This window comes from Dysosmobacter sp. Phy (genome assembly GCF_054476235.1).
The window spans coordinates 399,503-420,579 of the sequence record NZ_CM136997.1 but is presented as its reverse complement, the minus strand read 5'-3'; the positions used below and the strand labels follow the sequence as shown (position 1 = coordinate 420,579).

At 64.8% G+C, this 21,077-nt stretch carries 15 protein-coding genes; 12 read left to right on the top strand and 3 right to left on the bottom strand.

Annotation, left to right across the window (positions count from 1 at the left end; all coding sequences use genetic code 11):
• Window positions 1-125: 125 nt before the first annotated feature.
• From secA to ACVDHE_RS01925, 3 genes are all read right to left on the bottom strand, one after another.
• Entirely contained in the window at window positions 126-2,876 is a 2,751-nt protein-coding gene (secA, locus tag ACVDHE_RS01935; RefSeq protein ID WP_418726130.1) for a preprotein translocase subunit SecA, read from the bottom strand.
• 339 nt (window positions 2,877-3,215) lie between these two features.
• Window positions 3,216-4,397, bottom strand: a complete 1,182-nt coding sequence (locus ACVDHE_RS01930; protein ID WP_458885431.1) for a hypothetical protein — start codon at window positions 4,395-4,397, stop codon at window positions 3,216-3,218.
• Complete coding sequence (locus tag ACVDHE_RS01925; RefSeq protein WP_458885430.1) at window positions 4,390-5,589, bottom strand: hypothetical protein; 1,200 nt, start codon at window positions 5,587-5,589, stop codon at window positions 4,390-4,392. Before ACVDHE_RS01925 ends, ACVDHE_RS01930 begins: the two co-directional genes overlap by 8 nt.
• A 169-nt stretch (window positions 5,590-5,758) precedes the next feature.
• Between ACVDHE_RS01925 and ACVDHE_RS01920 the strand changes: the two genes are divergently transcribed.
• The 12 genes from ACVDHE_RS01920 (at window position 5,759) to rpsG (ending at window position 21,071) form a co-directional block, all read left to right on the top strand.
• Window positions 5,759-7,360, top strand: a complete 1,602-nt coding sequence (locus tag ACVDHE_RS01920) for an MBL fold metallo-hydrolase RNA specificity domain-containing protein (protein ID WP_213039368.1) — start codon at window positions 5,759-5,761, stop codon at window positions 7,358-7,360.
• 18 nt (window positions 7,361-7,378) lie between these two features.
• The gene (locus ACVDHE_RS01915) at window positions 7,379-7,951 is read left to right on the top strand and encodes a hypothetical protein (protein WP_458885429.1); all 573 of its coding nucleotides are present in this window, start codon (window positions 7,379-7,381) and stop codon (window positions 7,949-7,951) included.
• Between the two features lie 74 nt (window positions 7,952-8,025).
• On the top strand, window positions 8,026-8,487 hold the full coding sequence (locus ACVDHE_RS01910; protein WP_458885428.1) for a GNAT family N-acetyltransferase: 462 nt from the start codon (window positions 8,026-8,028) through the stop codon (window positions 8,485-8,487).
• A gap of 168 nt (window positions 8,488-8,655) precedes the next feature.
• Window positions 8,656-10,026 (top strand): 23S rRNA (uracil(1939)-C(5))-methyltransferase RlmD, encoded by a 1,371-nt coding sequence (gene rlmD / locus ACVDHE_RS01905; protein WP_458885427.1) that lies wholly within the window; start codon window positions 8,656-8,658, stop codon window positions 10,024-10,026.
• 110 nt (window positions 10,027-10,136) lie between these two features.
• Window positions 10,137-10,778, top strand: a complete 642-nt coding sequence (locus ACVDHE_RS01900; protein ID WP_325224275.1) for a helix-turn-helix domain-containing protein — start codon at window positions 10,137-10,139, stop codon at window positions 10,776-10,778.
• Window positions 10,779-10,948: 170 nt separating this feature from the next.
• Complete coding sequence (locus ACVDHE_RS01895; protein ID WP_213039363.1) at window positions 10,949-11,239, top strand: permease of phosphate ABC transporter; 291 nt, start codon at window positions 10,949-10,951, stop codon at window positions 11,237-11,239.
• Window positions 11,240-11,327: 88 nt separating this feature from the next.
• Window positions 11,328-11,513 (top strand): hypothetical protein, encoded by a 186-nt coding sequence (locus ACVDHE_RS01890; RefSeq protein ID WP_213039362.1) that lies wholly within the window; start codon window positions 11,328-11,330, stop codon window positions 11,511-11,513.
• Window positions 11,514-11,920: 407 nt separating this feature from the next.
• Window positions 11,921-15,622, top strand: a complete 3,702-nt coding sequence (gene rpoB, locus ACVDHE_RS01885) for a DNA-directed RNA polymerase subunit beta (RefSeq protein ID WP_458885426.1) — start codon at window positions 11,921-11,923, stop codon at window positions 15,620-15,622.
• A 65-nt stretch (window positions 15,623-15,687) separates the two neighbouring features.
• On the top strand, window positions 15,688-19,479 hold the full coding sequence (gene rpoC, locus ACVDHE_RS01880; protein WP_458885425.1) for a DNA-directed RNA polymerase subunit beta': 3,792 nt from the start codon (window positions 15,688-15,690) through the stop codon (window positions 19,477-19,479).
• Between the two features lie 209 nt (window positions 19,480-19,688).
• Window positions 19,689-19,934, top strand: coding sequence for a L7Ae/L30e/S12e/Gadd45 family ribosomal protein (locus ACVDHE_RS01875; protein ID WP_213039359.1), 246 nt, complete (start codon window positions 19,689-19,691; stop codon window positions 19,932-19,934).
• A gap of 103 nt (window positions 19,935-20,037) precedes the next feature.
• Window positions 20,038-20,454, top strand: coding sequence for a 30S ribosomal protein S12 (gene rpsL, locus ACVDHE_RS01870; RefSeq protein ID WP_213039358.1), 417 nt, complete (start codon window positions 20,038-20,040; stop codon window positions 20,452-20,454).
• A 146-nt stretch (window positions 20,455-20,600) separates the two neighbouring features.
• Window positions 20,601-21,071, top strand: a complete 471-nt coding sequence (gene rpsG, locus ACVDHE_RS01865) for a 30S ribosomal protein S7 (RefSeq protein WP_213039357.1) — start codon at window positions 20,601-20,603, stop codon at window positions 21,069-21,071.
• Window positions 21,072-21,077 lie beyond the last annotated feature (6 nt).

Genomic DNA, 21,077 nt, shown 5'->3' with positions numbered 1-21,077 from the left:
GCGGGGGCGGTGGGGGGAAAAGCGGCGGAGCCTGCCGGCGGCAAGGTTTTGCCGCCGTGCCTCAAAACGCTTGAACGCGCCTTCCGGCGCGGCTCGCGTCCGCGCACATCAGCCGCAGCGCCGGGTCAATCAGGATGGTAGTCCTTGCAGGTGCACTTCTTCCACTTGAGACCGCTGCCGCAGGGGCAGGGGTCGTTGCGGCCGATCTTGGTGACCTTGATGGGCTGCTTCTTGGGCGCGGTACCGTCGCCGCCCACGTTTTCCACCATGCCCTTGGCCACCCGCTCCCGCTTGACCTCCTCGTTGGTCTTGAGACGGACGGAGAACATCCGGCGGACGGTCTCGGCCTGGATGGCCGCCACCATCTCCTCGAACATGGTGAGAGACTCCTGCTTGTAGGCGATGACGGGGTCGGTGTTGGCGTAGGCCCGCAGGCGGATGCCCTGCTTGAGGTCGTCCATGGCGTCGATGTGGTCCATCCAGTACTCGTCCACGACCCGCAGCAGGATGACCCGCTCCAGCTCCCGCATGATGGGCGCGGTGATCTCCGTCTCCTTGGCCTCGTAAGTTTTTTCCGCGGCGGCGCAGAACAGGTCGGTGAAGTCCTGCTCGGTCTTTTCCGCCAGGTCCGCCTCGGTGAAGTGGAAGGTGCCCTTGGGGAAATACAGGCCGTCCAGGCCCCGCAGCATCTCCCGGACGCCGGCGGCGTCCAGAGCCTGGTTTTCACCGAAGGCCATGGCCACGTGGTCGGAGATGGTGGAGCGCAGCATGGAGAGAATGGTCTCCTTGATGTCCTTGCCGTCCAGCACCTGGCGGCGCTGATCGTAGATGATCTCGCGCTGCTTGTTCATGACGTCGTCGTACTCCAGCACGGACTTACGGGACTGGAAGTTCCGGGACTCCACAGTGGTCTGGGCGTTTTCAATGGCCTTGGTGAGCATCTTGTTCTCGATGGGGGTGTCCTCATCCAGATCGAACCGCTCCATCATGTTCTGGATGCGGTCGCCGCCGAACAGGCGCATCAGGTCGTCCTCCAGGGACAGGTAGAACCGGGTCTCGCCGGGGTCGCCCTGACGGCCGGCGCGGCCGCGGAGCTGGTTGTCGATGCGGCGGGACTCGTGGCGCTCGGTGCCGATGATGAACAGGCCGCCGGCGGCACGGACCTTTTCCGCCTCGTCGGCGATGCGGGCCTTGTGCTGGGCCATCTTCTCGGCGAAGAGCTTCCGGGCGGCCAGGATCTCCTCGTTGTCGGTGTCGGCGAAGCCGGTGGCGTCGGTGATGACCTCCTCGGCATAGCCGGCCTTGCGCAGGTCGGCGGTGGCCAGATACTCGGCGTTGCCGCCCAGCATGATGTCGGTGCCGCGGCCGGCCATGTTGGTGGCCACGGTGACGGCGCCCAGCTTGCCGGCCTGGGCCACGATCTCGGCTTCCTTCTCGTGGTTCTTGGCGTTGAGCAGGCTGTGGGCGATGCCCTCCCGGGCCAGGAGCTTGCTGAGCAGCTCGTTCTTCTCGATGGACACGGTGCCGACCAATACCGGCTGGCCCTTCTCGTGGCAGGCCTTGATCCGCTCTATCACCGCCCGGTACTTGCCCGCCTCGGTCTTGTAGACCACGTCGTGGTGGTCGTGGCGCTGGTTGGGGCGGTTGGTGGGGATCTCCACGATGTCCAGGTTGTAGATGGTGCCGAACTCCTCCGCCTCGGTCATGGCGGTACCGGTCATACCGGAGAGCTTGTCGTACAGGCGGAAGTAGTTCTGGAAGGTGATGGTGGCCAGGGTCTTGTTCTCGCTGGCCACGGTCACGTGCTCCTTGGCCTCGATGGCCTGGTGCAATCCGTTGGAGTACCGGCGGCCGAACATGAGACGGCCGGTGTACTCGTCCACGATGATGACCTCGCCGTCCTTGACCACGTAGTCGATGTCCTTCTTCATGACGCCGTGGGCCTTGATGGCCTGGTTGATGTGGTGGGACAAGGTGGTGTTCTCCGGGTCGGACAGGTTCTCCACGTGGAAGAACTCCTCCGCCTTGGCAATGCCCCGGGCAGTCAGCATGGCGGTCTTGGCCTTCTCGTCGACGATGTAGTCGGCGTCGGTATCGGTGTCCTCTTCCTCCTTGTTGTCCACCTGGACCACCACCTGCTTTTTCAGGCGGGAGACGAACATCTCCGCCATGTCGTACAGCTGGGTGGACTTGTCCCCCTGGCCGGAGATGATGAGGGGGGTCCGGGCCTCGTCGATCAGGATGGAGTCCACCTCGTCCACGATGGCGAAGGCGTGGCCCCGCTGGACCAGCTCGGTGGAGTAGATGCACATATTGTCGCGGAGATAGTCGAAGCCCATCTCGTTGTTGGTGCCGTAAGTGATGTCGGCGGCGTAGGCCTTCTGCCGCTCGGGGGTGGTGAGGCCGTGGACGATCAGACCCACCTTCAGCCCCAGGAAGCGGTGGACCTTGCCCATCCACTCGCTGTCGCGCTTGGCCAGATAGTCGTTGACGGTGACGATGTGGACGCCCCGGCCCGTCAGGGCGTTGAGGTAGGCGGGGAGGGTGGCCACCAGGGTCTTGCCCTCACCGGTCTTCATCTCGGCGATGCGGCCCTGGTGCAGCACGATGCCGCCCACCAGCTGGACCCGGTAGGGCCGCAGGCCCAGCACCCGGTCCGCGGCCTCCCGCACGGTGGCGAAGGCCTCCGGCAGGATGTCGTCCAGCGTCTCGCCGTTTGCCAGGCGCTCCTTGAACTCGGCGGTCTTGGCCTGGAGCTGGGCGTCGGTCAAGGCCTTGTACTCGTCGGCCATGGACTCGATCTTGTCCACCACCGGATAAATGGATTTCAGCTCCCGGGAGCTGTAATCTCCGAAGAGAGTTTTCATCAGACCCATGTTTCTGACTTCCTTTCCGCTTTTGGGCGCCGCGGTCAGGCGGCGCCGGAATGAAACCGCCGGAGAGGCGGTAATGACAGAGAAAATGGGCGGGCAGACATAAATAGAATAAGTAAGTGCCCGCTCAAAAGCAAAAGTAGCATACCACACTTGCCCGAGGATTGCAAAGAAAAAACGGCTTTTCCGAAAAAAGTTCACAAATCCACCGGGAAAACCACCAAAACCGCCGACCCGGACCGGCCTTTTCCGCCGGTTTTCTATCAAAAAGGACAAAGGGCCGGGCCGTTCCAAAGGAACGGCCCGGCGGGATCCGTCTCCGGAGCGGACGGGGAAGCGCGCCTAGATCTCCGTGTCCAGCAGCATCCGCACCCGGCTGGCCACGGTGCCCTCGCCGGTGGAGGGGTCGAAATCCACGCCCACGATCAGGCTCCCCGGGAGCTTGCGCTGGAGGGCGGCGTACTGGCCCCGGGCGCAGATGTGGCCCGGCAGGCACCCGAAGGACTGGCAGCACAGCACTCTGCGGTATCCGCACCGGACCCATCCGGCCATCTCCGCCGCCATGAGCCATCCGGCCCCCAGCGCGCAGGACATGGGGGCCAGGCCCCTGGCCTGCTCCTTGAGCTGCCGGTAGGGCGGCAGGGCGGAAAAGCCCGCGTCCTGCAGGATCTCCAGCATCCGCCGCTGGGTGCGGCCCAGCCAGGCCCCCAGAGCCCGGCCTCCCAGCCGCACGGGCAGGGGCCACACGTCCAGGTGGGTGTCGAGGTAGTACAGGGCATACCAGCTGATGCCGTTCAGGCCCACCTCGCAGCCGTGGGCTTCCAGATAGGCCACCATGTCCCGGTTGCCCAGGCGGCAGTTTTTCGTGTAGATGTCTCCGGTCAGCCCCACCTTCCGGAGGGGCCGGTCCGTCACCGGCACCGCCCGGAAGTCGGCGGCCATCTCCCGGCACCGGCGCAGGATGCCGCCGTCCGACAGGTTCTGCCCCCGGCGCAGGTCCTCTCCCAGAACCGCCAGCCACCGCTGCCGCAGGTCCTCCGTCCGGCCCGGAACGGTCTCCCGGGGCCGCCGCTGGGCGGCCATGGCGGACAACGCGTCCCCCCAGAACAGCGCGGCCCTGGCCCGGAGCAGCATCCCCGGCCCCACCGGCAGGGCGGCGCTCCGCTCGAGCCTGCGGACATTGAGGCTCAGCAGGGCCACCTGGGAAAAGCCCGCCTTGTCCAGAATGGGCCGCAGCAGCCGGATCAGGCAGGAGCCCCGGCAGGCGTCCCCCGCCTGGGCCACCAGCACGCCGGTCCGCTCCGGGTCGTATTTCCCGGACCGCAGGGCGTGGAGGACCTGCCCGGTGATGAGGACGAAGGGCGTGCACAGGTCGTTGTGGACGTACCGCCGGCCCAGGTGCTCCAGCTCCCGCCAGTCCCCCTCCAGCAGAACCACGTCCCACTGCCGGGAGGCAAAGGCCCACCGCAGCAGGGGGTAGTGGGCATCCAGCAGGGAGGGGATCAGCAGCGTCCGCTCAGCCATGGGGATCCTCCAGCCGCTCATCCAGCAGCATCCGGATCCGGCTCTGGACCGTGCCGGGGCCGGTGCTGGCGTCGTAGTCCACGCTCACCAGCCGGGCTTGGGGCAGCTTGCGCTGGAGTGCGGCGTACTGACCCTTGCCGAAGATGTGGCCGGGAAGGCAGGCGAAGGGCTGGATGCACAGCACCTTCCGGTAGCCCAGCCGGGCCCAGCCGTTGATCTCCGCGGCGATCAGCCACCCGTCCGCCACGGCGACCCGCAGGGGGGCGTAGCCCTCCGCCTGACGCTTGAGCTCCGGCAGGGGCGGCAGGGCGGTGTAGCCCGCCTCGCTTAAAATGGCGATCATCTCCCGCTGGATGCCGGACAGGTACCGGAACAGCAGCCGGTAGACCCGCCGCAGCGGCGCGGAGCCCTTGAGCATATGGGTGTCCATGTAGTACAGGGCGTACCAGGTGATGCCGCCCACGGCGATCTCGCAGGGCTCCGCCGCCAGATACCGCTCCAGATTCCAGTTGCCCAGGCGGCAGTACTTCGTATAGATCTCACCCACGACGGCCACCTTCTGCGCCGGCCGCGGGACCGTCTCCACTGCCCGGAAGGACGCCGCCATCTCCCGGCAGCGGACCAGGAGCTCCCGGCGGAACAGGTTCCGGTCCTGGGCCAGATCCTGCCCCAGGGTGTCCATCCACTGACGCCACAGGGCCTCCGCAGTGCCGGGCACGGCCTCGTAGGGCCGGGTCTGGTTGCGCAGCAGGGCCAGCGTGTCTCCCCACACGGCGGCGGCCAGGGCCCGCCGGACCATGGAGGGGGTGATGGGCAGGCCGGTGTCCCGGTCGATGCCCCGGACGTTGAGGCTCAGCAGAGCCACCTGCTCATAGCCCAGGCCGTCCAGCACCCTGCGCATCAGCCGGATGCCGCAGGAGCCCCGGCACTCGTCCCCGGCCTGGCCGAAGAGGACGCCGGTGCGGGCGGGATCGTAGTTCCCGGACCGCAGGGCGGAGAGCACCTGCCCCGCCACCAGGAACACCGGGTAGCAAAGCTCGTTGTGGAAGTGCCGCAGGCCCAGCTCCGCCAGCTGCGGGTCGTCCTCCGTCAGCAGCACCGGGTCCCACTGCTCCGACGCGAAGGCGTATTGCAGCAGGGGGAACCAGTCGTCCAGCAGGGACGGGATCAGCAGTGTCCGTTTTTCCGCCATGGGCCCACCTCCTTTTTCCCCAGCATACCGGAAACGGAGCGGCGATACAAGGCGGAAACGGTTACAAATTACCCGCCTGTGGCCCTTGCTAGCGGCGCGGGTTTGTGCTAAACTGACAAAAAGACCCGGGCCCGGTTGGCCGGGACGGAAATTTGAAGGAGGACCTCCCATGAAGCTGAGCTTTTTCGGCGCCGATCAGTGCGTGACCGGCAGCTGTCACTGTCTGGAAGTCAATGGCAAGCGGATCCTGGTGGACTGCGGACTGCAGCAGGGCCGGGACGAGGTCTCCAACGAGGAGTTTCCCTTCGCGGCCAATACCATCGACGCCGTGCTGGTGACCCACGCCCACATCGACCACTCCGGCCGCATCCCCATGCTCATCAAGCAGGGGTTCCAGGGCCGCATCCTCACCACCCGGCTCACCGCCGACCTGCTGGAGATCATGCTGCTGGACTCCGCCCACATCCAGGAGTCCGACGCCGAGTGGAAAAACCGCAAGGGCGAGCGCTCCGGCGCGCCCCACGTGGACCCCCTGTACACCATCGAGGACGCCCAGCGGGTGAACGAGTTCATGACCACCTGCGAGTACGGCGAGACGGTGGATCTCTGCGAGGGCGTGAAGGTGGAGTTTGTGGACGCCGGCCACCTGCTGGGCTCCGCCTCCATCATCGTGGACGCCACGGAGGGCGGCGTCACCAAGCGGCTGGTGTTCTCCGGCGACATCGGCAACGTCAACCAGCCCATCATCCGGGACCCCACCCTCCTGACCGGGGCGGACTACGTGGTCATGGAGTCCACCTACGGCGACCGCAACCACACGGAGGTGTGGAGCTATACCGACGATCTGGCGAAAATTATCGACGAGACCATCGCCAGAGGCGGCAACGTCATCATCCCCTCCTTCGCCGTGGGCCGCACCCAGGAGCTTTTGTACTTCATCCGGGAGATCAAGGACGCCAGAATGGTCAAGAGCAACCCGGACTTCCCGGTGTACATCGACTCGCCGCTTGCCAAGAAGGCCACCACCATCTTCACCGGAGACCTCCACGGCTACCTGGACGAGGAGGCCCTGGAGCTGGTGCAGGACGGCACCCATATGTTCAACTTCACCAACCTGCGCATGACGGAGACCAGCGAGGAGTCCAAGGCATTGAACATGGACCCCACCCCCAAGGTCATCATCTCCGCCTCCGGCATGTGCGACGCGGGCCGCATCCGACACCACCTCAAGCACAACCTCTGGCGTGAGGAGTGCACCGTGGTGTTCGTGGGCTTCCAGGGGGAGGGCACCCTGGGGCGGAGCCTCCTGGAGGGCACCAAGAGCGTCCGGCTCTTCGGCGAGGAGATCGCCGTCCACGCTCAGATCGTCAACTTCCAGGGCCTCTCCTCCCACGCCGACCGGGACCATCTGCTCTCCTGGATCCAGTCCTTCCGTTCCCCCAAGCCCCAGCACGTGTTCGTGGTCCACGGTGACCGGGAGGTGGCGCCCTACTTTGCCAAGAGCGTGGAGGCCCTGGGCTTCACCACCCACGCCCCCCAGTACACGGAGGTCTACGACCTGATCGCCGACGCCGTCGTGGACCGGGGCTACCTGCCCGAGCGCAAGGCCAAAACCGCGGCGGGCACCCGTGCCAGCGCCGCCTACGAGCGGCTGGTGGCCGTGGGCAATCTGCTCATGGAGTCCATCAAGCGCTCCAAGGGGCGGGACAACAAGTCCCTGGCCCGCTTTGCCGACCAGCTGCGCCAGCTGCTGGAGAAGTGGGAGGCGTAAGCAGAGAAGGGAGCCGTTATGGGAAAGCAAGGGAAGAGGAGAATCCTCACCGCTGCGCTGGCGGTGGCTTTGCTGCTGGCCGCCGGCGCGGTGCGGACGGCTCCCTGCATGATGATTTTCGGCCTCGCCGGCTACACGGCCCAGGGCGTGGCAGACTTCAATGCGGAGTGTCAGGCGGGGGAGCCCTGCCTGCTGGGCTCGGTCAGCATCTGGTGGGATAATCGGGGTCCCCTGGCATGGACGCTGCCCTATACCATTGAGCGCATCACCCTCTGCGATATGGAAGGCCATCCCCTGGAGGAGCAGCCGGAGGGCCTGGTGTACGATCTGGCGACTACGAATATCAGCCCCGGCGCCGGGATCTACGAGAACCGGCAGGCGCTGCTGGCGGAGTATGCCGGAGCGGATCTGAAAGAGCTGCCGGCATCGTTCCCGGCCTCCAGCCGGGAGCTTGGCGCCCTGGTGCTGGTGGAGCAGCCGCTGCCGGAGGACGCTTGGACGTGGCGGGTGAAAGTGGAGTACCGCCTGCTGGGCCTGGTCCCCCGGTCGGCGGTGGCCATGTTGTTCACCGGCCTCGGAGAGGGAGCATGACAGACGGCCCCAATAGCGTTGATCGCGGCCCGGCTCAGCGCCGGGCCGCAGCAGTCAGTGGAGGAGAGTGTCCTATGGAACTGCGGATCCTCAGCAGGGAAGAAAAGCCGGAGGCCATGGCCCTTTGCTGGCGGGTGTTCCTGCAATTCGAGGCGACGGACTACCCGCCGGAGGGCGTGGCGGCCTTCCGGTCCTATATCGAAGATGCGGAGACAGTGGATGCCCTGACGGTGCTGGGTGCCTTTGACAACGGAGCGCTGACGGGCGTCCTCGGTGCGGAGGGGAACCATGTGGCGCTGTTTTTCGTGGATCCGGCCTATCACCGCCGGGGGGTGGGCCGGGCCCTGATGGCGCGGCTTCTGGAGGACCGCCGAACGGAGGCGCTGACGGTCAATGCCGCCCCCTACGCCGTGGAGATCTACCGCCGTCTGGGATTTCGCCCCACGGACCGGGAGCGGCTGGCTCCCGACGGCATCCGCTACCGCCCCATGGAGCGGCCCCCGGAATCAGACTGCTCTCCATCAACGCGCCCGTAAAGGCGGACGAAGGATCTGCCTGTGAGCGGTACACGGCCCCGGCAGCTGATACGGCCTCCCTGTTGGGGCACAGGGACGGATGGCCGCGGGCACTCCGTTCCCCCTTGGTCTGGCCGGGCAGTCATGATAATCCCCGCCCCTCCGGGGCGAGAAACAAGAGGTTTCCCAATGGAAAAACTGCGAGAAAATCAAATCTACACCGGCACCGTGGAGGGCTACTCCAGCGAGGGTTTGGGTATCGTCCGCCTGGACGGGGCCGTGGTGTTCGTCCCCGGCGCCGTCCGGGGCGAGACGGTGGATCTGAAGATCACCAAGGTCATGAAGACTGCCGCCGCCGGGAAGATCGTGAAGATCCACGCCCCCTCTCCGGAGCGGGCGGAGCCGGAGTGCCCTTATTACGGCCGCTGCGGCGGCTGCGACTTCCAGCACCTGACTTATCCGGAGGAGCTGCGGGCCAAGCGCCAGCGGGTCCAGGACGCCATCACCCGCCTGGGCGGGTCCGCCGTGGAGGTGGAGGAGATCCTGGGGGCCAAGGACCCCACCCACTACCGCAACAAGAGCCAGTACCCGGTGGGCGCCGACGGCGCCATCGGCTTCTTCCGGGAGCGGAGCCACCAGGTGGTGGCGGTGGAGGGGTGTCTGATCCAGCGGCCGGAGGCGGACCGGACCGCAGAGGCGGTCCGCGCCTGGATGCGCCGCTACAAAATCTCCGCTTACGACGAGACAACCGGCAAGGGCCTGGTGCGCCACGTCTACGTCCGGGTCAACCGGGCGGGGGAGAGCCTTTGCTGCCTGGTGGTCAACGGCCGGGGCGTGCCCCGGGAGCCGGAGCTGGCGGCTCTGGTCCGGGTGGCGGCGCCGGGCACCGTGGGTGTGCTCATCAACTCCAACACCCGCAAGGGCAACGTGGTCCTGGGGGAGCGGTACCGCACCGTCTGGGGCCAGGACTATTTGATGGACACCCTGCGGGGACTGACCTTCAAGCTGTCGGTGCCGTCGTTCTATCAGGTGAACCCGGCCCAGACGGAGGTCCTCTACGGCAAGGCCCTGGAATTTGCCGCCCTGACGGGAACGGAGACGGTGCTGGACCTGTACTGCGGCATCGGTACCATCACCCTGTGCATGGCGGGCTCCGCCAGGCGGGTCATCGGCGCGGAGATCGTGCCGGAGGCCATCCGGGACGCGGAGGAGAACGCGGCGCGCAACGGCATTGAAAACGCGGACTTCTTCTGCGGCGACGCCGCCGATGTGGCAGCCCGGCTGGAGGGGGAGGGCCTGCGGCCGGACGTGGTCACCGTGGACCCGCCCCGGAAGGGCCTGGCGCCGCAGGTCATCGCCTCCATCGCGGCCATGGGGCCGGAGCGGGTGGTGTACGTCTCCTGCGACCCGGCCACCCTGGGCCGGGACGTGAAGCTGTTTGCCCAGACCGGATATGCGCTCACCCGGGCCTGCGCCGTGGACATGTTCCCTGGCACCCGCCACGTGGAGACCGTGGCGCTGCTGGCGCGGCAGGCCGCTGCGGGCGCTGCCCGGAGCTGAGGGGGCGGAGAGCTTCCGGTATCTCATTCCTTTTGGGAAAGGCGACAGAAGTGTCTCTACCAATCTCCCGCAGATCCGTGTATCATACGGAGCATAAGGAGGGAGAACGTATGGATTCGTTCGGTAAGAAAGTGAGAGAACTGCGCACGGCGGCCGGATTGAGCCAGGAGAAGCTGGCGGAACAGCTGGAGATCGCCGAAAAGACGGTGCAGCGGTATGAGAAGGGCCTGCGGCCGGACACCTATGGTCTGGCAAAATTGGCCTCCTTTTTCAATGTCTCCGCAGATTACCTGCTGGGCTTGAAAGGGTATGAGCAGCAGCTGCTGGAGCGGGAGAGCAGACTCAAAGGCGCGAAGGGATACAACAGGCTGTACGCCCATTACCTCAAATGCCTGAATGATTACGAGATCTCGGAGGACAAAGACTATTACTGGATCGAGCTGGGGGATGACTTCATGGGCGGGCAGACCCAGTGGGTCGGCTGGGCGGATAAGGAACACCGCCTGGAGCTTCGGGCACTGCGGCCGGTGAAGCCCAGAGAGGCCGTGGCTCTGTGCACAAAGGTGTCGGGTAAGCCTATGGTCCTCAACAGCCAGCTGGACGCAGAGGTCTTTCGCATTTACGGCGGACAGGCCATCGTGCGGGAGGATATCTGCAAGGCCTGGCTGCCGGAGTTTCTGGAGGTGACTGCTGCGGAAAATCCGGAGCTGGCCGCCCTGCGCAGATATGACAGACTGCTTGGGCGGACCTGAGGCTCAGGAGTCCCGGAGGAGCGGAGAAATTGCAGTTCCGAGGCAAAACCCGCGGAAAAATCCTTTCCGGCGGCTTTTCTTTTCCGGCGGGCTGTGGTACAATGACCTCAACTTGGACCGGCCCGGGGCGATGCCCGGCGGGACCGGATACGGAACGGGAGGCGGAGACGATGATGAACGGCTTATTCACCGCGGCGGAGCGGTATCTGCGGCGCTGCAAGTGGTGGGATATCGCGCTGTTGAAGATGTGCCTTTGCGCCATGGGCGTGCTGATCGGCCTGGCGGTGCCGGCACGGCGGAAACGGACGGCGGCCTGGACAGCCTCGGCAGTGTTCGTGGTCACCTATATCCCCCTGATGGCCCGCTTTTTGCAGGATCTCCTGGGTCTGCGGACCCCTATCGAGGACATCTACCCCCCGGATGTGGACCTGACGGAGGATATTCCCACCGCCGCGCCCTGAGGGGAGTTGTAAAACGCCGGAAAACGGTGTATGATAAAGGCACCATCGAAATTTGAAGGAGAACATCCGGAACAGGAGGAGCCCCCCTATGAGCAAAACTGCACGCATGGTCATGAAGATCATCGGCGCCAGCCTGGCCCTGGCGGCTTTCGTCTGCCTGCTGATCGGCGGGTGGCATGACCTGACCGTCGGCTGCTGCGGCATGAGGAAACGGCTGAGCCAGAAATTCAGCTCGGAGTACGACGACTACGCCGACGAGGATCTGTACGACTGAGAAAACAGGTGAAAAACCGCCGGGTCCGCAAAAGCGGACCCGGCGGTTTTTTGCGGATGCGGAGTCTCTCCGGCGGCGCGGCGAAAACCGGTCGGTTTTGCATGCTTGCGGCAGTTTTATACAAAAAACAGCCGGGAAAAACATCCCGGCTGTGCATGCTGCCTCCTTGACAGGAGAGAAATTCCATGGTAAAATAAATCGCTTATGTAGTGATGGCGGCTAGTACGCCATTCTTCATTACCTGCGTTTACCATAGCACATTTCCCACTCCATTGCAAGAGCAGGTAACAATATTTTTAACAACAGCACCGTGCGTATCAAATGCGCCGCGGGGCCTGCGCCCCTCCGAAAAAACCATGCGTCTCCGCCGGACAGGGCGGCGGCGCGGCAGAAAGGTGAATGAGAAGATGGCCAAAGACAAGCTTTACGGAAAGACCCTTCGTAAGAACTTTGCCCGGCACGAGGAAGCCATGCCCATGCCGAACCTTCTGGAGATCCAGAAGACGTCTTACCAGTGGTTTTTGGACACCGGCCTGCGGGAGGTGTTCGCCGACGTTGCGGCGATTACCGACTACCAGGGCAATCTGGAGCTGACCTTCATCGACTACAAGATGGACGAGGCCCCCAAGTACGACGTGGAGGAGTGCAAGGCCCGGGACGCCACGTATGCCGCCCCCCTGAAGGTGAAGGTCCGCCTGCGCAACAAGGAGACAGAGGAGATCAAGGAGCAGGAGATCTTCATGGGCGATTTCCCGCTCATGACCCACTCCGGCACCTTCGTCATCAACGGCGCCGAGCGCGTGGTGGTCTCCCAGATCGTCCGCTCTCCCGGCGTGTACTACGGCAAGGAAGTGGACCTCAAGACCGACCTGCCCATTCTGACCTCCACCGTGATCCCCTACCGAGGCGCCTGGCTGGAGTATGAGACCGACGCCAACGAGGTCTTCTGGGTCCGCATCGACAAAAACCGCAAGATCCCCATTACCTGCCTGATCCGGGCCCTGGGCCTCAAGACCGATCAGGAGATCCTGGATACCTTCGGCGACGATCCCCGGATCGTGGTGACGCTGGAGAAGGACCCCTGCAAGAACTACGAGGACGCCATGCTGGAGATCTACCGCAAGCTGCGTCCCGGCGAGCCCCCCACGGTGGAGGCTGCCGAAACCCTGATCCACAACCTGTTCTTCGATCCCCGGCGGTACGATCTGTCCATCGTGGGCCGGTACAAGTTCAACAAGAAGCTGTCCCTGTGGCACCGGGCCGCCGGCTACAAGCTGGTCTATCCCGTGGCCGACCCCGCCACCGGCGAGATCCTCTTTGACGAGGGCCACCTGCTGAGCAAGGAGGACGCCCGGGAGCTGGATGCCGTGGGCGTGGGCGAGGTCACCATCGACGTGGAGGGCCAGAGCCTGCGGGTCATGTCCAACAAGATGTGCGACATGAGCCGGTACGTGGACTTCGACCCCCTGGCCGAGTGCGGCATCAAGGAGCGGGTCCGCTTCGCCGTGCTTCAGGAGCTGCTGAGCCAGTACAGCGGCGAGGAGCTCAAGGACCAGATCCGCCTGCACAAGGACGATCTGGTGCCCAAGCACATCATCGTGGACGACATCTTCACCTCCATCAACTATATGAACGGCCTGGCCCGGGGCATCTCCGTCAAGGACGACATCGACCACCTGGGCAACCGCCGTCTGCGCTGCGTGGGCGAGCTGCTGCAGAACCAGTTCCGCATCGGCTTTTCCCGGATGGAGCGGGTCATCCGCGAGCGCATGACCATCCAGGATCTGGATGTGGTCACCCCCCAGAGCCTCATCAACATCCGCCCCGTCACCGCCGCCATCAAGGAGTTCTTCGGCTCCAGCCCCCTGAGCCAGTTCATGGACCAGACCAACCCCCTGGCCGAACTGACCCACAAGCGGCGCCTTTCCGCCCTGGGCCCCGGCGGCCTGAGCCGTGAGCGCGCCAACATGGAGGTCCGCGACGTCCATTACAGCCACTACGGCCGCATGTGCCCCATTGAGACCCCCGAAGGTCCCAACATCGGCCTGATCTCCTACCTTGCCACCTACGCCCGGATCAACGAGTACGGCTTCATCGAGGCCCCCTACCGGGCCGTGGACAAGTCCACCGGCAAGGTCGCCATGGACGTGACCTACATGACCGCCGACGAGGAGGACAACTACATTGTCGGCCAGGCCGCCGAGCCTGTGGACGAGAACGGCTGCCTCATCAACGCCCGTATCACCGCCCGGCACCGGGACGAGATCGTGGAAGTGGACCGGGAGCGCGTGGACTATATCGACGTCTCTCCCCGCATGATGGTTTCCATCGCCACCGCCATGATCCCCTTCCTGCCCAACGATGACGCCAACCGCGCCCTGATGGGCGCCAACATGCAGCGCCAGGCCGTGCCCCTGCTCAAGCCCCACGCCCCCATCGTCGGCACCGGCATGGAGCACAAGATCTGCATCGACTCCGAGGTCGCCATCCTGGCCGAGGGCGACGGCGAGGTGGTCTCCGTGGACGCCCGCCACATCACCGTCCGCTATGACGACGGCCATGTGAAGGACTACAAGCTGACCAAGTTCCTGCGGTCCAACCACGGCACCTGCATCAACCAGCGGCCCATCGTGTCCGTGGGCGAGCGGGTCCACGGCTGGGGCACCAACCCTGACGGCTCCATCCAGGATCCCACCGTCCTGGCCGACGGCCCCGCCACCGAGCAGGGCGAGATCGCCCTGGGCCAGAACATCCTGGTCGGCTTCATGACCTGGGAGGGCTACAACTACGAGGACGCCGTGCTGCTCAACGAGCGGCTGGTCCGGGAGGATCTGTACACCTCCATCCACATCGAGGAGTACGAGATCGACGCCCGTGACACCAAGCTGGGGCCCGAGGAGATCACCCGGGACATCCCCAACGTGGGCGAGGACGCCCTGAAGGACCTGGACGAGAACGGCATCATCCGCATCGGCGCCGAGGTCCGCTCCGGCGACATCCTGGTGGGCAAGGTCACCCCCAAGGGCGAGACCGACCTCACCGCAGAGGAGCGGCTGCTGCGGGCCATCTTCGGTGAGAAGGCCCGGGAGGTCCGGGACACCTCTTTGAAAGTCCCCCACGGCGAGAGCGGCATCATCGTGGACGCCAAGGTCTTTACCCGGGAAGCCGGCGACGAGCTGGGTCCCGGCGTGAACATGGTGGTCCGGGTGTATATCGCTCAGCGCCGCAAGATCCAGGTGGGCGACAAGATGGCCGGCCGCCACGGCAACAAGGGCGTCGTCTCCCGGGTTCTGCCCCAGGAGGATATGCCCTTCCTGCCTGACGGCACCCCGCTGGACATCGTGCTGAACCCCCTGGGCGTGCCCTCCCGTATGAACATCGGCCAGGTGCTGGAGGTCCATCTGGGCTACGCCGCCCACGCCCTGGGCTGCAAGGTGGCCACCCCCATCTTCGACGGCGCCCGGGAAGAGGACATCACCGCCATGCTCAACGAGGCGGGCCTGGATCCCGAGGGCAAGAGTGTCCTGTACGACGGCCGCACCGGCGAGCCCTTTGACAACAAGGTCACCGTGGGCTACGTCTACTTCCTGAAACTGCACCACCTGGTGGACGATAAGATCCACGCCCGCTCCACCGGTCCGTACTCCCTGGTCACCCAGCAGCCTCTGGGCGGCAAGGCCCAGTTCGGCGGCCAGCGCTTCGGCGAGATGGAGGTGTGGGCCCTGGAGGCTTACGGCGCCGCCTACACCCTGCAGGAGATCCTGACCGTCAAGTCCGACGATGTCACCGGCCGTGTCCGCACCTACGAGGCCATCGTCAAGGGCCACAATGTGCCCCAGCCCGGCGTGCCCGAGTCCTTCAAGGTTCTGGTCAAGGAGCTCCAGTCCCTGTGCCTGGACATCCAGGTGCTGGACAAGGACGGCAACGCCATCGAGCTGAAAGAGGACGAGGACGCCATGGACACCTTCAACCTGGCCCGGATGGACGCGGACGACGACCGTCATCGCGCCTTTGCTGAGGAGGCCGAGTTCCAGGAGTCCGGCTTTGAATTCGAGGACGCGCCGGAGGACGCCGGCGCCGACATCGACGTGGGCTTTGACGAAGAATGATCCAGAACTGGTTCTGTTCGTCTGACAAATCCATTCTGAATCATTTTTAAGGAGGAAATCGCGACATGATCGATAACAATACCGGCAACAACATCGCCTTTGATGCCATCAAGATCGGCATGGCCTCCCCGGAGCAGATCCGCGAGTGGTCCTACGGCGAGGTGAAAAAGCCCGAGACCATCAACTACCGCACTCTCAAGCCCGAGCGGGACGGCCTGTTCTGCGAGCGCATCTTCGGACCCACCAAGGACTGGGAGTGCCACTGCGGCAAGTACAAGAAGATCCGCTACAAGGGCAAGATCTGCGACCGCTGCGGCGTGGAGGTCACCCGGGCCAAGGTGCGCCGCGAGCGCATGGGCCACATCGAGCTGGCCACTCCCGTCAGCCACATCTGGTATTTCAAGGGCATCCCCTCCCGGATGGGCCTGCTGCTGGACATCAGCCCCCGGATCCTGGAGAAGGTGCTGTACTTCGCCAACTATATCGTCACCGACCCCGGCGAGACCCCGCTGACCAAGAATCAGATCCTCTCCGAAAAGGAGTACCGGGACTACCGGGAGAAGTATGAGGACGACTTCCAGGCCGGCATGGGCGCCGAGGCCGTGAAGAAGCTGCTCCAGGACGTGGACCTGGAACAGCTCTCCGCCCAGCTCCACGCCGAGCTGAAGGAGTCCTCCGGCCAGAAGAAGGCCCGGATCGTCAAGCGGCTGGAGGTGGTGGACGCCTTCCGCCTCTCCGGCAACAAGCCCGAGTGGATGGTCATCGACGTGCTGCCCGTGATCCCGCCGGAGCTGCGGCCCATGGTCCAGCTGGACGGCGGACGGTTCGCAACGTCCGACCTGAACGACCTGTACCGCCGGGTCATCAACCGCAACAACCGCCTCAAGCGGCTCATCCAGCTCAACGCCCCGGACATCATCGTCCGCAATGAGAAGCGGATGCTCCAGGAGGCCGTGGACGCCCTGATCGACAACGGCCGCCGCGGCCGGGCCGTCACCGGCGCCAACAACCGCGCCCTCAAGTCCCTGAGCGACCTGCTCAAGGGCAAGCAGGGCCGCTTCCGCCAGAACCTGCTGGGCAAGCGCGTGGACTACTCCGGCCGCTCCGTTATCGTGGTCGGCCCCGAGCTGAAGATTTACCAGTGCGGCGTGCCCAAGGAGATGGCCGTGGAGCTGTTCCGGCCCTTCATCATGAAGAAGCTGGTGGAGGACGGCACCGCCAACAACATCAAGTCCGCCAAGAAGATGGTGGACAAGGGCGTCACCGAGGTGTGGGACGCTCTGGACGTCATCATCAAGGACCACCCCGTCATGCTCAACCGCGCCCCGACGCTGCACCGCCTGGGCATCCAGGCCTTCGAGCCGGTGCTGGTGGACGGCCGCGCATTGAAGCTGCATCCCCTGAACTGCACCGCCTTCAACGCCGACTTCGACGGCGACCAGATGGCCATTCACGTGCCCCTGTCCGCCGAGGCCCAGGCTGAGGCCCGCATCCTGATGCTCTCCGCCAACAACCTGCTGCGTCCCCAGGACGGCGGCCCCGTCACCGTTCCCACCCAGGACATGGTGCTGGGCTCCTACTACCTGACCATGGACCGCATGGGCAAGGCGGAAAAGGGCGCCGAGACCATCTGGTGCGACGATGCCGGCGACACGGACCTCACCGCCCAGTCCGAGGTGGACGCCGACGCCTTCCAGGCCGCCAACGCGGCCCTGGCCAAGGACCAGAAGAAGGCCACCTACCGGCCGGTGCGGATCTACGCCAGCGAGGAAGAGGCCCTGATGGCCTACAACGAGCACGTCATCGGGCCCCACTGCCCCATCCTGGTGCGCCGGACCCTGACCGTGGACGGCGTGGAGCACACCGCCGTGGTGGAGGCCACCCCCGGTCGCATCATCTTCAACCAGAACATCCCCCAGGACCTGGGCTTCGTGGACCGCACGGACCCGGCCCACGTGTGCGACTACGAGATCACCTTCACCTGCGGCAAGAAGCAGCTGGGCCAGATCGTGGACCGCACCATCAACAAGCACGGCTTCACCATGGCCGCCGAGGTGCTGGACGCCATCAAGGCCACCGGCTACCACAACTCCACCCTGGCCGCCATCACCGTCTCCATCGCCGACATGACCATCCCGCCCAAGAAGTACGAGATGGTGGCCGCCTCCGAGCAGGCGGTGCTGGACATTGAAAACCAGTACAAGATGGGCTTCATGACCGACCACGAGCGCTACAAGCAGGTGGTGCAGGTCTGGGAAAAGACCACCAACGACGTCTCCGACGCCCTGCAGAAGAACCTGGACCGCTACAACCCCATCTTCATGATGGCGGACTCCGGCGCCCGCGGCTCCATGAAGCAGATCCGCCAGCTGGCCGGTATGCGCGGCCTGATCGCCAACACCGCCGGCCGCACCATCGAGATCCCCATCAAGGCAAACTACCGCGAAGGCCTGACCGCTCTGGAGTACTTTATCTCCAGCCGCGGCGCCCGCAAGGGCCTGGCCGACACGGCTCTGCGTACCGCCGACTCCGGTTACCTGACCCGCCGCATGGTGGACGTCTCCCAGGATGTCATCATCCGCGAGGAGGACTGCCATGTGACCCACGGCATTAAGGTGGCGGAGATCAGCGAGAACGGCCAGGTGATCGAGAAGTTCTCTGACCGTCTGCGCGGCCGCTTCCTGGTGGGCGACGTGGTGGACACCGCCACCGGCGAGGTGCTGGTGCCCAACACCAAGATGATGGACGAGAGCGACGCCAAGCTCCTCGAGACCCACGCCTGGGTCCAAGAGAACTACCGCGAGGGCGACCGCTGCGCCTTCGATCCCGCCGTTGACGAGCATCCCACCGTCATGATCCGCACGGTCCTGACCTGCAAGGCCCACAGCGGCGTGTGCGCCAAGTGCTACGGCATGAACCTGGCCACCCAGCAGCCCGTGGGCCCCGGCGAGGCCGTCGGCATCATCGCCGCCCAGTCCATCGGCGAGCCCGGCACCCAGCTGACCATGCGTACCTTCCACACCGGCGGCCTGGCCGGCGGCGACATCACCCAGGGCCTTCCCCGTGTTGAGGAGCTGTTCGAGGCCCGCCGTCCCAAGCGGATGGCCACCCTGGCAGAGATCGGCGGCAAGGTCAAGTTTGAGGAGGCCACCAAGGGCAGCCTCCTGAACATCATCGTCACCGCCGAGGACGGCGACACCCGTACCTACGCCGTGCCCCACACGGGACTGCAGGTGAAGGACGGCGATACCATCGAGGCCGGCGCCCAGCTGACCTACGGCGCCCTGAACCCCCACGACGTGCTCCGCATCCGCGGCTCCGACGCCGTGTATAACTACCTGATCCAGGAGGTCCTGCGGGTGTACCGCCAGCAGGGCGTGGATATCAACGATAAGCACATCGAGGTCATCGTCCGTCAGATGATGCGCAAGGTCCGCCTGGAGGACGCCGGCGACACCAAGCTGCTGGACGGCTCCATGGTGGACGTCCTGGAGCTGGACGACGCCAACGAGGAGATCGACCGCCGCAATGCCGCGGGCGAGCGCCAGGAAAACGGCGAGCCCCTGCGCCACGCCGTGGGCACCCAGCTGCTCATGGGCATCACCAAGGCGTCTCTCGCCACGGACTCCTTCCTCTCCGCCGCCTCCTTCCAGGAGACCACCAAGGTCCTGACCGAGGCCGCCATCAAGGGCAAGGCCGACCACCTGGTGGGCCTGAAGGAGAACGTCATCATCGGCAAGCTGATCCCCGCCGGCACGGGCCTGACGGCCTACCACACCTTTGCGGAGGAGCTGGTGCCCGAGACCGCTTCCCCGGAGGCGGAGACCGAGCCCGAGCTGCCCGTGTTCGAGGGCTGAGCTCCGATCGTTCCCTGCATTTTCCCCGAAGCGGGGCTGCGGATGATTCCGCAGCCCCGCTTTTTGCCCCGCAGAGGCCAAAAAACGCCGGAAAGTCCCCGCCTTTTTTGAAATTTGCCTTGACGGATGAATTTTCCCATGATATAATCCTTATCTGCGCGGAATAGAAATTCTGCGAATTTTGCCATGCATTTTCAGGAGGAATTCCCGTGATCACGGAACTTGCTTCCCAGGAGAAGGTCGTCGGCGTGAAGCAGTCCCGCAAGGCGATCCGGGAGGGCCGGGCCAGGCGGGTGTATCTGGCCTGCGACGCGGACCCGGCCATCACCGACCCCATCGCCGCCTCCTGTGCCCAGGCGGGTATCCCGGTGGAGACGGACTACACCCTGACCCAGCTGGGTCAGGCCTGCCGCATCACCGTGGGCGCCGCCGTGGTGGCGGTCCTCGCCCTGTGAGGAAAATTTGGTTTTTTCGGAATAGCCGCAAGGCGTTCCGCAAAAAATAAAGGCTGTCGCCTGCGGCGGCGGCCGGAAAATATGGAAAGAAAGGAGAACACTAATGCCTACTTTTAACCAGCTGGTCCGGAAAGGAAGAGAACAGGCTTCCTACAAGTCCACTTCTCCCGCGCTGCAGTTCGGTCTGAACACCCTGAAGACCAAGACCACCAACCTGCCTTCTCCCCAGAAGAGAGGCGTGTGCACCGCCGTGAGAACCGCGACCCCCAAGAAGCCCAACTCCGCTCTGCGTAAGATCGCCCGTGTGCGTCTGACCAACGGCTACGAGGTCACCGCCTATATTCCCGGCGTGGGCCACTCCCTGCAGGAGCACTCCGTGGTCATGATCCGCGGCGGCCGTGTCAAGGACCTCCCCGGCGTCCGTTACCACATCATCCGCGGTACTCTGGACACCCAGGGCGTCTCCGGCCGTATGCAGTCCCGTTCCAAGTACGGTGCCAAGCGCCCCAAGCAGAAGTAAGATCTGCGAAACACTGAAAGCTTTGCCGAATAGGTTTATATATATGTGCGAACATGTTACCGCTTCGGCAGGCATACACGGAAGGCTGCAACATGCCTTTTGAGTACCTATGAGATCATAGAATTATTATGAAGGAGGGAAGCATAGTGCCCAGAAGAGGTAATGTTCCCAAGAGAGAGATCCTGCCGGATCCCGTTTACGGCTCCGTCCTGGTCACCCGGCTGATCAACAACGTCATGCTGGACGGCAAGAAGGGCGTGGCCCAGAAGGTGGTTTACGCTGCATTCGACCAGATCAAGGAAAAGACCGAGAAGGACCCCGTTGAAGTGTTCACCCAGGCCATGGAGAATATCATGCCCAGCCTGGAAGTCAAGGCCCGCCGCGTGGGCGGCGCCACCTATCAGGTGCCTATGGAGGTCCGTCCCGCCCGCCGCACGACCCTGGGTCTGCGGTGGCTGACGACCTACGCCCGCGCCCGCAGCGAGCGTACCATGGCCGAGCGTCTGGCCGGCGAGCTGATGGACGCCGCCAACAACACCGGCTCTGCCGTGAAGAAGCGCGAGGAGGTCCACAAGGCCGCCGAGGCCAACAAGGCCTTCGCCCATTTCCGCTGGTAAGTTAGG